The organism is Ruania suaedae (assembly GCF_021049265.1).
In the GTDB taxonomy this organism is placed as follows: Bacteria; Actinomycetota; Actinomycetes; order Actinomycetales; family Beutenbergiaceae; genus Ruania; species Ruania suaedae.
Window position 1 is genome coordinate 1,246,588 of sequence record NZ_CP088018.1, and the last position, 14,158, is coordinate 1,260,745.

11 protein-coding genes are annotated in these 14,158 nt (G+C 70.8%); all 11 read left to right on the plus strand.

Annotation, left to right across the window (positions count from 1 at the left end):
- The first annotated feature begins 27 nt into the window (after nt 1-27).
- Nucleotides 28-642, plus strand: coding sequence for an ATP-dependent Clp protease proteolytic subunit (locus tag LQF12_RS05710; RefSeq protein ID WP_435531219.1), 615 nt, complete (start codon nt 28-30; stop codon nt 640-642).
- Between the two features lie 34 nt (nt 643-676).
- Entirely contained in the window at nt 677-1,348 is a 672-nt protein-coding gene (locus tag LQF12_RS05715; RefSeq protein ID WP_231055013.1) for an ATP-dependent Clp protease proteolytic subunit, read from the plus strand.
- Between the two features lie 192 nt (nt 1,349-1,540).
- Nucleotides 1,541-2,824, plus strand: coding sequence for an ATP-dependent Clp protease ATP-binding subunit ClpX (clpX, locus tag LQF12_RS05720; RefSeq protein ID WP_231055014.1), 1,284 nt, complete (start codon nt 1,541-1,543; stop codon nt 2,822-2,824).
- Nucleotides 2,825-2,912: 88 nt separating this feature from the next.
- Nucleotides 2,913-4,151 carry a baeRF2 domain-containing protein gene (locus LQF12_RS05725; RefSeq protein WP_231055015.1) on the plus strand — a complete coding sequence of 413 codons (1,239 nt, stop codon included), beginning with the start codon at nt 2,913-2,915 and terminating at the stop codon, nt 4,149-4,151.
- Nucleotides 4,152-4,161: 10 nt separating this feature from the next.
- Nucleotides 4,162-4,497 (plus strand): chorismate mutase, encoded by a 336-nt coding sequence (locus tag LQF12_RS05730; RefSeq protein ID WP_231055016.1) that lies wholly within the window; start codon nt 4,162-4,164, stop codon nt 4,495-4,497.
- A gap of 132 nt (nt 4,498-4,629) precedes the next feature.
- Nucleotides 4,630-5,994: an MFS transporter gene (locus tag LQF12_RS05735; RefSeq protein WP_231055017.1), complete on the plus strand. Its 1,365-nt coding sequence runs from the start codon at nt 4,630-4,632 to the stop codon at nt 5,992-5,994.
- Nucleotides 5,994-8,186 (plus strand): molybdopterin oxidoreductase family protein, encoded by a 2,193-nt coding sequence (locus tag LQF12_RS05740; RefSeq protein ID WP_231055018.1) that lies wholly within the window; start codon nt 5,994-5,996, stop codon nt 8,184-8,186. Before LQF12_RS05735 ends, LQF12_RS05740 begins: the two co-directional genes overlap by 1 nt.
- The gene (locus LQF12_RS05745; protein WP_231055019.1) at nt 8,183-9,826 is read left to right on the plus strand and encodes an FAD-dependent oxidoreductase; all 1,644 of its coding nucleotides are present in this window, start codon (nt 8,183-8,185) and stop codon (nt 9,824-9,826) included. The genes LQF12_RS05740 and LQF12_RS05745 overlap by 4 nt, the downstream gene beginning before the upstream one ends.
- 48 nt (nt 9,827-9,874) lie before the next feature.
- Nucleotides 9,875-12,520, plus strand: coding sequence for a nitrite reductase large subunit NirB (gene nirB, locus LQF12_RS05750; RefSeq protein ID WP_231055020.1), 2,646 nt, complete (start codon nt 9,875-9,877; stop codon nt 12,518-12,520).
- Nucleotides 12,517-12,927 (plus strand): nitrite reductase small subunit NirD, encoded by a 411-nt coding sequence (gene nirD / locus LQF12_RS05755; RefSeq protein WP_231055021.1) that lies wholly within the window; start codon nt 12,517-12,519, stop codon nt 12,925-12,927. Before nirB ends, nirD begins: the two co-directional genes overlap by 4 nt.
- The gene (gene cobA, locus LQF12_RS05760) at nt 12,924-14,144 is read left to right on the plus strand and encodes a uroporphyrinogen-III C-methyltransferase (protein ID WP_231055022.1); all 1,221 of its coding nucleotides are present in this window, start codon (nt 12,924-12,926) and stop codon (nt 14,142-14,144) included. Before nirD ends, cobA begins: the two co-directional genes overlap by 4 nt.
- The last annotated feature ends 14 nt before the right edge of the window (nt 14,145-14,158 follow it).

Here is a 14,158-nt window from a genome sequence, read left to right on the forward strand (position 1 = left end):
TCGCAGACATCACCACGAACTAGGAGCATGCACGTGAGCGACTTCCCGCAGGCTGCCGGCAGTGACACCCAGGGGTTGGCACTGGGCGACCACATCTACAACCGTCTCCTCCAGGAGCGCATCATCTGGCTCGGCTCGGAGGTCCGGGACGAGAACGCCAACCAGATCTGTGCGCAGATGCTGCTGCTCGCAGCGGAGGACCCCGACAAGGACATCTCGCTGTACATCAACTCCCCGGGCGGGTCGGTCACGGCCGGGATGGCGATCTACGACACCATGCAGTACGTCAAGCCGGACGTGGCCACCGTTGCCATGGGAATGGCGGCCTCGATGGGGCAGTTCCTGCTCTCCTCCGGCGCGCAGGGCAAGCGCTACGCCACCCCGCATGCCCGGGTGATGATGCACCAGCCCTCCGGCGGAATCGGCGGTACGGCCTCCGACATCAAGATCAACGCCGAGCTGATCCTTCACATGAAGAAGGTGATGGCTGAGCTGACCGCCCAGCAGACCGGGCGCACCGCTGAGGAGATCAACCGCGACGCCGACCGCGACCGCTGGTTCACCGCGGACCAGGCCCGCGAGTACGGCTTCGTCGACCACGTGGTCTCCGACTCCGACGCCGTCATCGCCGCCCAGTCCTGACGACCGGCCCACCACTTCCAAGGAGCGAGAAACTGTGAACCTTTCCCCCCAGGCATACGGTGGCCGGGCCCCGCAGGCGCCGACGTCGCGATACGTGCTCCCGCAGTTCGAGGAGCGCACCCCCTACGGGTTCAAGCGTCAGGATCCTTACACCAAGTTGTTCGAGGACCGGATCATCTTCCTCGGCGTGCAGGTGGATGACGCCTCGGCGGACGACATCATGGCTCAGCTGCTCGTGCTGGAGAGCCAGGATCCCGACCAGGACATCACCCTCTACATCAACTCGCCGGGCGGCTCGTTCACGGCGATGACGGCCATCTACGACACGATGCAGTACATCCGGCCGCAGATCCAGACTGTCTGCCTCGGTCAGGCTGCTTCGGCCGCGGCCGTCCTGCTGGCGGCAGGTACCCCTGGCAAGCGCCTGGCCCTGCCCAACGCGCGGGTGCTCATCCACCAGCCCTCGCTCGAGGGTGGCTTCGGACAGGCCTCGGACATCGAGATCCATGCCAATGAGGTGATGCGGATGAGGGAGTGGCTCGAGACCACGCTCGCCCGTCACACCGGCACCGAGTTGGCCAAGGTCCGCCATGACATCGAGCGCGACAAGATCCTCTCCGCCAGCCAGGCGCTCGAGTACGGGATGGTCGATCAGGTGCTCGACAGCCGCAAGGCGCCGGCCCTGACCGCCGGCAACGAGTCCTGAGCCGACCCGCTCCTGCCGGACGGGCCACCGCGCGAACGACACGCGGTGGCCCGTCCGGCGTTCGTCGGCCGGGGCACGTATCGTGGGTGCTGGCCAGCGCGTGGCTGAGTATCGGCTGGTCCGCCGGCCGCCCTTGACGCACAATGATCACGACGAGTGCCTCGGCCCCCGATGGCAGGAAAGCGAGGAGAGATGGCGCGAGTAGGTGAAGGCGCCGATCTGCTCAAGTGCTCGTTCTGCGGGAAGAGCCAGAAGCAGGTCGTCAAGCTCATCGCGGGCCCCGGTGTGTACATCTGCGATGAGTGCATCGACCTGTGCAACGAGATCATCGAGGAGGAGCTGGCCGAGGCGAATGAGCTCGGGCTCGTCGACCTTCCCAAGCCGCGTGAGATCTTCGACTTCCTCGAGGAGTACATCATCGGCCAGGAGGACGCCAAGAAGTCCTTGGCCGTCGCGGTCTACAACCACTACAAGCGGGTGCAGAGCGGCTCCACCGGCGCCTCGGCCACGGGCGAGAAGGACGACGTCGAGCTGGCCAAGTCGAACATCCTGCTCATCGGGCCGACCGGCTGTGGGAAGACCTACCTCGCCCAGACGCTCGCCCGCATGCTCAACGTCCCCTTCGCCCTGGCCGATGCCACGGCGCTGACGGAGGCAGGGTATGTCGGCGAGGACGTCGAGAACATCCTCCTCAAGCTCATCCAGGCGGCCGACTTCGACGTCAAGAAGGCCGAGACCGGGATCATCTACATCGACGAGATCGACAAGATCGCCCGCAAGAGCGAGAACCCGTCGATCACCAGGGATGTCTCCGGCGAGGGCGTGCAGCAGGCGCTGCTGAAGATCCTCGAGGGCACGCAGGCCTCGGTCCCTCCCCAGGGCGGACGCAAGCACCCGCACCAGGAGTTCATCACGATCGACACCTCGAACGTGCTGTTCATCGTCGCCGGGGCGTTCGCGGGCCTGGACGAGATCATCTCCAGCCGTGCGGGGCGGCGCGGCATCGGTTTCGGTGCTCCGTTGCGCGAGGCCGACCAGCCCGACGTCATGGGCGACGTCATGCCGGAAGACCTGCTCAAGTTCGGGCTCATCCCGGAGTTCATCGGGCGTCTGCCGGTGCTGACCACGGTCACCCCACTGGACGCCCCCGCGCTCACGCGCATCCTGACCGAGCCCAAGAACGCGCTCATCAAGCAGTATGAGCGCATGTTCGAGATCGACGGCGTGGAGCTGGAGTTCACCGACGACGCCATCGCAGCGGTCGCCGACCAGGCGATCCTGCGCGGGACCGGCGCACGTGGCCTGCGGGCGATCATGGAGGAGGTGCTCCAGCCGGTGATGTTCGACGTCCCCAGCCGTGAGGACATCGCCCGCGTGGTCATCACCCGCGAGGTGGTGCTCGAGAACGTCAACCCCACCCTTGTCCCGCGGGAGACCCCGCGGTCGAAGCGCACCCCGCGCGAGAAGAGCGCCTGAACGCCAGGCGCTGCTGAGGTCGCGCGATCGGCCGGAAGAAGGCAGGGTGGACAGGACCAGCATCCGATCGGAAGCGAGGTCTGAAGCCGTGAACCTTCCCGCACTGACACTGCCCGCCGACGTGCCCGTCCTGACCGTCCTGATCGACTCCACCCGGTCCGACGACGGACGCAACGGCGTAGTCCTGGACCGGTGGGCGGATCTGCAACGCGCCCTCGTCCTCGACGGCGTCGAGGAGGCCCCGCAGGACGACATCGACGCCGTCACCAGCGCCCTGGACCGCGCCACCTGGGTGCACGGTCCGCACGGGCGCATCCTGGTGGCGGCCGGCGGCCAGGTCCTGCTCGACAGCATCCTTCCCGAGCCGGTGACCACCGGTGAGGCAGTCGTCTCGGACCGTCCGCACGCCCTCGCCCTCGGCTACGCGGCCGATGCCGCGGCCCTGTATCTGGTGGTCGAGTCCGACCGGGCCGGCGCCCACCTCACCCTCCACGAGGCATCGGCTGCCGTGGGTAGCAAGACCTTGGAGGATCGCGACGTCGATGGCGACCACGACGTGCTCACCAAGGTCCGCCCCAGCCGTGAACTGCCGCGCGATCGCGTGAACAACCGGGCCGAGGACTCCTGGGAGCGCAATGCCGAGACGGTGGCCGCAGAGGTCGACCAGGTGATGGCCCGGGACAAGCCCGATCTGGTTCTGCTGACCGGCGACGTGCGCTCGACCGCCTACGTGGAGCAGGCCCTCGGCACCCACGCCCGCGAGGCGCTGGTGGACGTCCCTGGCGGTGCTCGCGCCGAAGGAGTGAACTCCCGTGCGTTCGCTGCAGCGGTGGACGAGGTGATCACCGACTTCCGGATGCGCCGCCGGCAGCAGGTCCTGGACCGTTTCCAGCAGGAGAGCGGCAGGGATGGCGCAGCGGTGAGCGGCCTGGACGACGTCGTGGCGGTGTTGCGACGCGGCCAGGTGTCCGAGCTCGTCCTGGATGCGGGCGCCTTCAGCACCCCGCATCTTCGATTGTCCGAGCACCAGCTCTGGATCGGGGACGGCCCGCTCCAGCTGGGCGCCTCACAGGAGGATCTCAGTGACCTCGGGGTCGCCGAGCCGCGGCGCGTCCGTGCCGATCTCGCCCTGAGCCGGGCGGTTCTGGACCAGTCCGCCGGTATCACCCTGGCCGAGGAACTGGACGTGCCGGACGGCGTCGCTGCGGTGCTGCGTTGGGACGATGCCGGCACCCCCGCGGAGAGTGCGTACACGCTCAGTGGGGACAGCGGCCGGGCGCAGCCGGCGGCTCAGGAGGCTGCCCAGGAGGAGCCACCGAGCCTCTAGGATGAGGCCCATGAGCGACGCACCGGACAGCACCCCAGAGTCGACCGGTGCGCTGGTGCCGGAGCGCCTGGCGGGACTGCGCGGGAGCATCGACAACATCGACGCCGCCCTGGTGCACCTGCTCGCCGAGCGGTTCAAGTGCACCCAGGCGGTCGGTCGCCTGAAGGCCGAGCGTGGGCTCCCGCCGTCGGACCCGGCTCGCGAAGAGATCCAGATCGCCCGGCTGCGTTCCCTCGCGGAAGCAGCCGGGCTCGATCCTGTCTTCGCCGAGAAGTTCCTGGCGTTCATCATCGCCGAGGTGATCCGCCACCACGAGGACATCGCCGCGGAGCGCCCCTGCATCTGAGGCGGCTTCTCACAGCCTGCCGTTGACGCGCTGTGCGAACTTCCTTACGGCAGCGAAACTGCTGACGAGGCGGACCGAAACACGGCCTCCCTAGCGTCGTACCCACCCGCCGGTACGACACCTGGAGCCGTGATGTCTGCACCTTCCTCGCAGCGACTCGCCGAACCCACCACCGCTGGGGCCCCCGCGCCACCGGCCCTTCGCCGCCGCACCGGCCGGTGGATCGAGCAGTGGGACCCCGAGGACGCCGCCTTCTGGGACGGGCCCGGCCGCCGGGTCGCTCGCCGGAACCTGTGGATCTCCATCTTCGCCGAGTTCCTCGGCTTCGGCGTGTGGGCGCTGTGGTCGATCGTCGTCCCGCAACTGCCCGCCGCCGGCTTCGCGCTCACCGTCGACCAGCAGTTCTGGCTGATCGCCGTCCCGAGCCTCGTCGGCGCGACCCTACGCATCCCCTATACCTTCGCGGTGCCACTGTTCGGCGGCCGCAACTGGACCATCGTCTCGGCACTGCTCCTGCTGCTGCCGACGACGGCGCTCGTCCTCGCGGTCCAACGGCCCGACCTGCCGTTCGCGGTGCTGCTGGCGGTGGCCGCGCTCGCCGGCGTCGGCGGTGGCAACTTCGCCTCCTCGATGGCCAACATCTCCTTCTTCTACCCCGAGCGGGAGAAGGGGCGAGCGCTGGGGATGAACGCCGCCGGCGGCAACGTGGGCACCGCCGCCGTCCAGCTCGCCGTCCCGCTGGTGATCGTCGCCGGCGCCGGCCTGGCGCTCGAGCGCGCCGGGCTGATGTTCATTCCGCTCGCGATCCTCGCCGCGTTCCTCGCCTGGCGCTTCATGGACAACCTCGGCACCGCGAAGGCGGATCCACGGTCTTTCGCCGTGGCCACCCGCACCAGACACACGTGGATCATCTCCTTCCTCTACATCGGCACGTTCGGCTCCTTCATCGGCTACTCAGGGGCCTTCCCGATGCTGATGCGGAACGAGTTCAGCGAGATCACGCTCTCGATCGCGTTCGTCGGCGCGCTCGTCGGCTCGGTCTCCCGCCCGCTCGGTGGCATCATCGCCGACCGGGTCGGCGGCGCCTGGGTCACGATCGTGGCCTACGGCGTGATGGCAGCAGGAGCCATCGGCGTCATCGCGGCACTCGGTCAGCACCACTTCGGGCTCTTCTTCACCTCGTTCATGGTCCTGTTCATCGCCAGTGGCGTCGGCAACGGCTCCCTCTACCGCATGATCCCGGCGGTGTTCCGTGCCGGCGCACGCACCCCCGAGCAGGCGTCGGCCGCACGCCGGGCCGCCGCCGGCTGTATCGGGATCGCGGGCGCCACCGGCGCCTTCGGCGGCTTCCTCATCCCCCGTGGCTTCGCCGTGTCCACCGACCTGTCGGGCTCGCTCGTCCCGGCACTGTGGCTGTTCATCGGGTGCTACGCCGTGATGGCGGTGGTCACCTGGGCGGCCTACGCCCGCCGTGACAGCACCATGGCACGGATCTGATGAGGTCCACGACGGCGCAGGAACCGGTGGCCGCTCCGGTCACCACGGCCGCCACGCACTGCCCGTACTGCGCTCTGCAGTGCGCCATGGCCCTGGCTACGTCCGAGCCAGGGGCACCCGCTCCGGTCTCGGTCCGCCCGCGGCCGTTCCCGACGAGCGCCGGGGGGTTGTGCCAGAAGGGCTGGACCAGCGCCGAGTTGCTGCAGACCCCGGACCGGATCACCACCCCGCTGGTGCGCGGTGGTGACGGGCAGCTGCACCCGGCGAGCTGGGACGAGGCGCTCACCCTCATCACCGACCGGGTGTCCCGGGTGCAGGCCGAGCACGGCCGGGAGGCCGTCGCCGTCTTCGGTGGCGGCGGCCTGACCAACGAGAAGGCGTACACGCTCGGCAAGTTCGCCCGCACGGTGCTGCGCACGCCCCACATCGACTACAACGGCCGGTTCTGCATGTCGAGCGCTGCGGCGGCCACCAACCGGGCCCTCGGCCTGGACCGTGGCATGCCGTTCCCGCTGACCGACCTGGCCGGTGCGGACGCGGTGATGCTGCTCGGTTCCAACCCGGCCGAGACGATGCCACCGTCGGTGCAGCATCTTGCCCCCGTCCGGGCCCGCGGCGGGCTGGTGGTGATGGACCCCCGCCGAAGTCGCACCGCGGTTCTCACCGCCGACGGGCAGGGTCAGCACCTGCAGCCGGTTCCCGGAACGGACCTGGTGGTTCTGCTGGCCCTGACACACATCGTGATCGCGGAGAACCTCACCGACCCGGCCTACCTGGACGAGCGCACCTCCGGCTTCGAGGACGTGCGCAGATCGGTGGCCGCCTGGTGGCCCGAACGCGCCGAAACGGTCTGCGGCGTGCCGGCCGCGCAGCTGCGCCGGGTGGCCCGCCTCCTCGCGGCCGCCTCCCCGGCCGGCGGAGGGCGCGGTGCCTATCTGCTCACCGGACGCGGGGTTGAGCAGTCCAGCCAGGGCACCGCCACCGTGACCGCGACGATCAACCTGGCGCTGGCGCTCGGCCTCCCGGGACGGATCGGCAGCGGCTACGGCGCCATCACCGGTCAGGGCAACGGGCAGGGGGGCCGGGAGCACGGGCAGAAGGCCGACCAGCTACCCGGCTACCGATCCATCACCGATCCTGCCAGCCGCGAGCACGTCGCCGGCGTCTGGGGCGTGGCGCCGGAGACCATCCCGGGCCCGGGCAAGCCCGCCGTCGAACTGCTCACCTCGCTCGGGCAGGCTGCGACCCCCGGCCGGCCGGCGGGCCCCCGCGCCCTGTTCGTGCACGGAGCGAACGTGCTCGTCAGCGCTCCGAACGCCGGTCGGGTCGCCGAGGCTCTCGAGCGGCTGGACATGCTCGTGGTGTGCGACTTCGTGCTGTCGGAGACCGCCTCATGCGCCGATGTCGTCCTGCCCGTGACCCAGTGGGCCGAGGAGGAGGGCACGATGACCTCGCTCGAGGGCAGGGTCATCCGCCGCCGTCGGGCGCTGCCGCCGCTGGGGCAGACACGCTCGGAGCTGTGGATCCTCGCCGAGCTCGCCCATCGGCTGGGCTCGGATGTCACCTTCGCCACCGACCCGGCCGTCGTCTTCGACGAGCTCGCCCGCGCCTCGGCCGGCGGCGTCGCCGACTACGCCGGCCTCAGCCACGCCCGCCTCGACGCCGATGAGGCCGCCGACGGCCCCGGCTACTACTGGCCGGTGCCCGGCCCCGGGCACCCGGGGACGCCCCGGGTGTTCCTCGACCGGTTCGCCACACCGGACGGGCGGGCCCGCATGATCGCCGTCGACCACCACGGACCGGCCGACGACGTCCGCTCCGGCGCCCCGGTCTACCTCGTCACCGGGCGCGTGCTGCAACACTACCAATCGGGTGCGCAGACGCGCCGGGTCGCGGATCTGAACCGCGTCGTCTCCGAGGCGGTGGTCGAGCTGCACCCGTTGCTGGCGACCCGGCTCGGTATCGACGACGGCGTGATGGTGCGGTTGCGTTCGGCCCGAGGCGAGGCGATCGCCCGGGCCCGGTGGTCCGACGACATCCGACCCGACACCGTCTTCATGCCCTTCCACTTCGCCGGCAGCGGCAGCGTCAACCTGCTGACCAGTGACGCCACCGACCCGATCTCCGGCATGCCGGAGTTCAAGGTGTGCGCCGTCGATCTGACTCCAGGCGCCGAAGGAGGCTCGCGATGATCACTCCAGCGAAGATCGTCGTCGTCGGCCATGGCATGGTCGGCGCCCGCTTCGTCGAGGACCTGCTCGCCCGCGTCGAACCCGCCACGGTGGACATCGAGGTTCTCGGCGCCGAGGAGTACCAGCCCTACAACCGGGTGCTGCTCAGCGACGTGGTGGCCGGGCGCACCGACCTGAGCGCGCTCACGCTCCCGGTCCTCCAGTCCGGGGCCGTCACCGTCACCCGAGGGGCGGCTGCCGCGGCGATCGATCGCGCCGGCCGGTGCGTGCGCACCCGGCACGGCCGCCACCCCTACGACCACCTCGTCCTGGCCACCGGCGCGAAGGCACGCATCCCCACCATCGAGGGACTGCAGCCCACCCTCTCGGCCGGCGTCCACACGCTGCGCACCCTCGACGACGCCCGCGAGATCATCGCCGCGACCGCCAACGCCCGGCGCGCCACCGTCGTCGGGGCCGGGGTGCTCGGACTCGAGGTGGCGTGTGGGCTCGTCCAACGTGGACTGGACGTCACCGTGCTCCACACCGGCCACGGCCCGATGGACCGCCAGCTCGACCATGCCTCCTCGGCCGTCGTGACCGCCGAGCTGGAGCGTCTCGGCGCGCGGGTGTGGACGCGAGCCCGCACGACGGCGGTGCGCACCCGTGGCGGCCGGCTCACCCACGTCCTCGCCACTGTCGACCGCACCGAGCACGCCGTGCCGACGGACCTGCTCGTCCTGGCGTGCGGGACCGAACCGGAGGCCGGGCTCGCCCGGCAGGCAGGCCTACCCGTCGGCCGCGGAATCACGGTGGGGGCGGACCTGGCCAGCCCGGCCGACCCGCGCGTGTACGCGATCGGAGACTGCGCCGAGCCCGTCGAAGGCGCCACGGGCCTCATCGCCCAGGGATGGGAGCAGGCCCGCCGCCTGGCAGACCGGCTCGCGGGGGTGGCGGCCGGCCACGACCGTGCCACCGCACCGGGGGCCTCCGAACGGCCCAGCATGGCGCTGCGGCTGGCGCTCGCGGCCGGGACGCGACCGGTCTCCTCCCACCCGGTCGGCGCGGCCGAACCGGAGCGGGCGCCGGCGGGGACCGACGTCGTCCGTCTGAAGGCCGTCGGCCTCGACGTCGTCACCATGGGGAGTGCGCCCGGTGAGTCGCGGGCGCGAACCGTCACCCTCAGCGATCCGGCGGCAGGTCGACATCTCTCGGCCACCGTGGCCGAGGGCCGGATCGTCGCCGCCGTCTGTGTCGGTGCCCCGGACGTCGGCGCCGACCTGGTCGCCGCCTACACGCGGCGCCTGCCCGTCCCGGCCGATCCGGCACACCTGTTGCTGCGCCCTCTCACCCAGGCGCCGACACCGGCCGCCGACCCCTCCCGTATGCCCGGCGGCACCACCGTCTGTACCTGCAATGGCGTGACCAAGGCCGACATCACCGACTCCTGGGCGCGCGGGGCCCGCAGCACCGAAGACATCGCCCGCGCCACTCGCGCCACCACCGGGTGCGGCGGATGCACCGACGCCGTGTGTGGTCTGACCCAATGGCTCTCCCGGACCGGCTCGGCCTCGGCCTCTCACGAGGAGGCAATCGACGGTGAGGAAACCGTGACGGAGGCGCAACGCAGGGCGCACACGCGTGAAATCGCCGCCTCGTAGCGTCGTCGGCAGCACAGCACGACCCCTTCCCGCCGCAAGGAGCACACCATGACCGCAGCCGACCGGCAGCGCCGGCACCTCGTCGTCATCGGCGGTGGGATGGCCGCTCAGCGACTCGTCGAGGCCCTGGTGGCCCGCGACGGTGAGGACTCGTGGCAGATCTCGGTGTTCGCCGAGGAGCCGCTCAAGCCCTATGACCGGGTCGCCCTGACCTCCTACTTCTCCGCCCGCGACGTCGACGAGCTGACTCTCGGGGACCCGGCACTGTGGGACCACCCGCGCGTCACGCTGCACCGTGACCGCAAGATCGAGTCGATCGACCGCGCCTCCCGGCAGGTGCAGGACCGGCTCGGTGAGACCTGGACCTACGACGAGCTGGTGCTGGCCACCGGCTCCAGCGCGGCGATGCCCCCGATCCCCGGCAACGACCTGCCGGGGGTCTTCGTCTACCGCACGATCGATGACGTCGCCGCCCTGCGAGGCTGGGTCGAGGCCAAGCGGGAGGAAGGCAGAGGTTCACGCTCCGAGCGTCCGGTGCGGGGCGCCGTCATCGGCGGTGGCCTGCTGGGTCTGGAGGCAGCCGGCGCGCTGCGAGCGCTCGGCGCCCAAGCCACCGTCATCCAGTTCGGAACCCACCTGATGGACGCCCAGATCGACCTCGGCGGCGGCCAGGCGCTCACCCGCCTCATCAACGACAAGTCCATCGCCGTCCGCACCGGCACGGTGACCGAGCAGATGCGCCCCTCTCGGCGCACCGGTCACATCGGGCGCCTCGACTTCGGCGACGGCGGGCGCCTGGACGTGGATGTGGTCGTGGTGGCGACCGGGGTGCGGCCGCGGGACGAGCTCGCGCGCCAGGCGGGCCTGACGATCGGCGAGCGCGGCGGGGCCGTGGTCGATCTGAGCTGCCACACCGAGGACCCGCATATCTGGGCCATCGGCGAGGTCGCCTGCATCGAGGGCCGGTGCATCGGCCTGGTCGCCCCGGGGTATGCGATGGCCGAGGTCGTCGCCGACCGGCTGCTCGGGGGAGAGGCGACCTTCCCGGGTGCCGACACCGCGACGAAGCTGAAGCTGCAGGGCGTGGACGTGGCGAGCTTCGGTGACGCCTTCGCCCGCACCGCGGGCGCCATGGAGATCGTCTACGCCGACCCTGTGGCCGGGATCTACAAGAAACTGGTGATGTCCGACGACGCCGCGACGTTGCTCGGGGGAGTGTTCGTCGGTGATGTGAGCGCCTACGCGAGCCTGCGCCCGCTGCTGGGATCGGCGCTGCCGGGCGACCCCTCCTCCTTCATCACCCCGGCCGGATCCGGTGACGGACTGGCTGGGCTGGAGTTGCCTGAGGACGCAGCCGTGTGCTCGTGCAACAACGTCTCGGCGGGCACCATCCGGGCAGCCGTGACCGAGCACGGGTGCACGGACCTGGCGGGCGTGAAGGCGTGCACGAAGGCCGGCACGAGCTGCGGGTCCTGTCTGCCGCTGGTCAAGAAGATCACGACCACCGAGCTGGAGAAGGCGGGCGTGGAGGTCTCCCACGCGCTGTGTGAGCACTTCGACCTCTCCCGCGCCCAGCTCTTCGACGCCGTCCGGGTAGCGGATCTGCACACCTTCTCCGACATCATCGGCCGGTTCGGCCATGTGCCTGACGGCGCCACTGATGCCGGCCGTGGCTGCGACATCTGCAAGCCGGTGGTGGCCTCGATCCTCGCCTCCCTCGGCAACGGGCACATCCTCGACGGCGAGCAGGAGACCCTGCAGGACACCAACGACCATGTGATGGCCAACATGCAGAAGGATGGGACCTACTCGGTGGTCCCGCGGATCCCGGGCGGGGAGATCACCCCGGACGGACTGCTGGTGATCGGGCAGGTGGCCAAGGACTTCGGCCTGTACACCAAGATCACCGGTGGCCAGCGCATCGATATGTTCGGGGCGCGGATCGAACAGCTGCCACAGATCTGGCGGCGGCTGGTCGAGCACGGCTTCGAGTCCGGGCACGCCTACGGCAAGTCGCTGCGGACCGTGAAGTCGTGTGTGGGCTCCACCTGGTGCCGGTACGGGGTGCAGGACTCCGTCGCCATGGCGGTCGAGCTGGAGCTGCGCTACCGCGGGCTCCGTTCCCCGCACAAGCTCAAGCTGGGCGTTTCCGGGTGCGCGCGCGAGTGCGCCGAGGCTCGCGGCAAGGACGTCGGCGTCATCGCCACCGACAAGGGCTGGAACGTCTACGTCGGCGGCAACGGCGGGTTCACCCCGCGGCACGCGAGGCTGCTCGCCGAGGATCTGACGTCCGAGGAGCTGCTGCGCACGATCGACCGGTTCCTCATGTACTACATCCGCACCGCGGACCGGCTCCAGCGCACGGCGGCGTGGATCGAGGACGTCGAGGGCGGCCTGGAGGGCGTCCGCGAGGTGATCATGGACGACAGTCTCGGGATCGCCGCCGACCTGGACGAGGCCATGAGCCGGCACGTAGGGGCCTATCGGGACGAGTGGCAGGCGGTGCTGGAGGATCCGGTCAAGCTGAGCCGCTTCTCCTCCTTCGTCAACGCCCCCACCACTCCCGACCCGGACCTGGCCTACGCCACCGATCGTGGTCAGATCCGGCCCGCCACCGTGCAGGAGCGGGCGAGCGGTGAGGACCTGGCCGGCCCGGTCGTCATCGCCGGTGCGACGCTGCAGGTGCGCGCATGACGGCGCCCAGCGAGCAGGTGCGCGACTCCACCGCGGCGTGGGTGGCGGTGTGCCGGCTCGCCGAGCTGGGCGTGGAACGGGGGATCGCCGCTCTCGTGAACGGACAGCAGATGGCTCTGTTCCGTCTCCGGGAAGACGAGGTGCGCGCGGTGCAGCAGCGCGATCCGTTCAGCGGGGCGAACGTGATGTCCCGCGGCATCGTGGGCACCCGGCAAGGGGAGCCGACTGTGGCGGGACCGATGTACAAGCAGGTCTTCTCGTTGCGCACCGGCGGCTGCCTCGAGCGAGCGGGCTATGAGCCGGTCGACGAGCGCGACGACCTCACCGTCTGGGACGTCCAGGTGCTGGACGGTGTGGTGCACGTTCGTGGACCTCACAGTCCGTCGGTGGAGGATGTGAAGTCATGACGAGCTTGTTCGGCCTTGATCTGGCCGACCGCACCGTGCTGATCGCCGGTGGCGGTCCGGTCGCGGCTCGTCGTGCCCAGGCGCTCGCGGATGAGGGTGCGCTGCTTCGGGTCGTGGCCCCCTACGTGTGCGAGGACCTGGCCGAGCTGCTGGGCCTGATGCCGGACCGGGCCGAGTGGCTCGAGCGGGACGTGCGGGAGCCGGACCTGGAGGGTGTGTGGCTTGTCCTTGCCGCCACCGACTCGAAGGTCGCCAACGCCGAGGTGGCGGCCTGGGCTGAGCAGCGGCGGGTGTTCTGCGTCAACGCCGGAGCCGCGGACGAGGGCAGCGCCCGGACCCCGGCGACCACCCGCTCGGGCGATCTGCTCGTCGGGGTGGTCACGGACATCTCGCGCACCCCGGACGGGGCGGGGGCGGATCCGCGGCGGGTGGCGGCGGTCCGGGACCAGATCGGCGACCTGCTGCGGGCGGGCCTCGACCAGCGCCGCCAGCGCCCGGCGACGGGTCAGGTGACCCTCGTAGGCGGGGGACCGGGCGCCGTCGACCTGTTGACCGTGCGCGGCCGGCAGGCCCTCGCGGCCGCGGACGTGGTGGTCACCGACCGCCTGGGACCGGTGGACGTGCTCGCGGACCTCGTGGGGGTCGAGGTCATCAACGTCGGCAAGACACCCGGGCACCACCCGGTGCCCCAGCACGAGATCAACGCGATCCTCGTGGAGCAGGCACAGCGGGGCAGGCAGGTGGTCCGACTCAAGGGCGGGGACCCGTTCGTCTTCGGGCGCGGTGGCGAGGAGGTGATCGCCTGCCGGGAGGCCGGCGTGGCGGTGCAGGTGGTCCCGGGCATCAGCAGTGCGCTCTCGGTGCCGGCGCTGGCCGGTATCCCGCTCACGCACCGGGGCACATCCACCTCGTTCCATGTCACCACCGGGCACGCCGGCCTCGACCGGGCGGCTGCGGTGGCGGTGGCCGAGGGCGCGACGCTGGTGGTGCTGATGGGCGTCTCGAAGCTCGCGGCGATCGCGACGCAGGCGCAGCAGGCGGGTGCCGGTGCGGATACCCCGGTCGCGGTCGTCGAGCGTGGTTCCACCCCGACCGAGCGTGTCACCCGCAGTACTCTCGACCGGGTGGCCGAGGAGGCCGGCCGGGTGGGGGTGCAGGCGCCGGCGATCATCGTGATCGGCGACGTGGCCGACGAGCACAGGCTCGTAGCCACGTGAGCGAAGGCGGGCAG

Bases quoted from the DNA above. Each gene is read 5' to 3' on its own strand.
- LQF12_RS05740 (WP_231055018.1), top strand. From the start codon at position 5,994: ATGAGGTCCACGACGGCGCAGGAACCGGTGGCCGCTCCGGTCACCACG.
- LQF12_RS05735 (WP_231055017.1), top strand. From the start codon at position 4,630: ATGTCTGCACCTTCCTCGCAGCGACTCGCCGAACCCACCACCGCTGGG.
- nirB (WP_231055020.1), top strand. From the start codon at position 9,875: ATGACCGCAGCCGACCGGCAGCGCCGGCACCTCGTCGTCATCGGCGGT.
- LQF12_RS05745 (WP_231055019.1), top strand. From the start codon at position 8,183: ATGATCACTCCAGCGAAGATCGTCGTCGTCGGCCATGGCATGGTCGGC.
- LQF12_RS05710 (WP_435531219.1), top strand. From the start codon at position 28: ATGCACGTGAGCGACTTCCCGCAGGCTGCCGGCAGTGACACCCAGGGG.
- nirD (WP_231055021.1), top strand. From the start codon at position 12,517: ATGACGGCGCCCAGCGAGCAGGTGCGCGACTCCACCGCGGCGTGGGTG.
- LQF12_RS05730 (WP_231055016.1), top strand. From the start codon at position 4,162: ATGAGCGACGCACCGGACAGCACCCCAGAGTCGACCGGTGCGCTGGTG.
- clpX (WP_231055014.1), top strand. From the start codon at position 1,541: ATGGCGCGAGTAGGTGAAGGCGCCGATCTGCTCAAGTGCTCGTTCTGC.
- cobA (WP_231055022.1), top strand. From the start codon at position 12,924: ATGACGAGCTTGTTCGGCCTTGATCTGGCCGACCGCACCGTGCTGATC.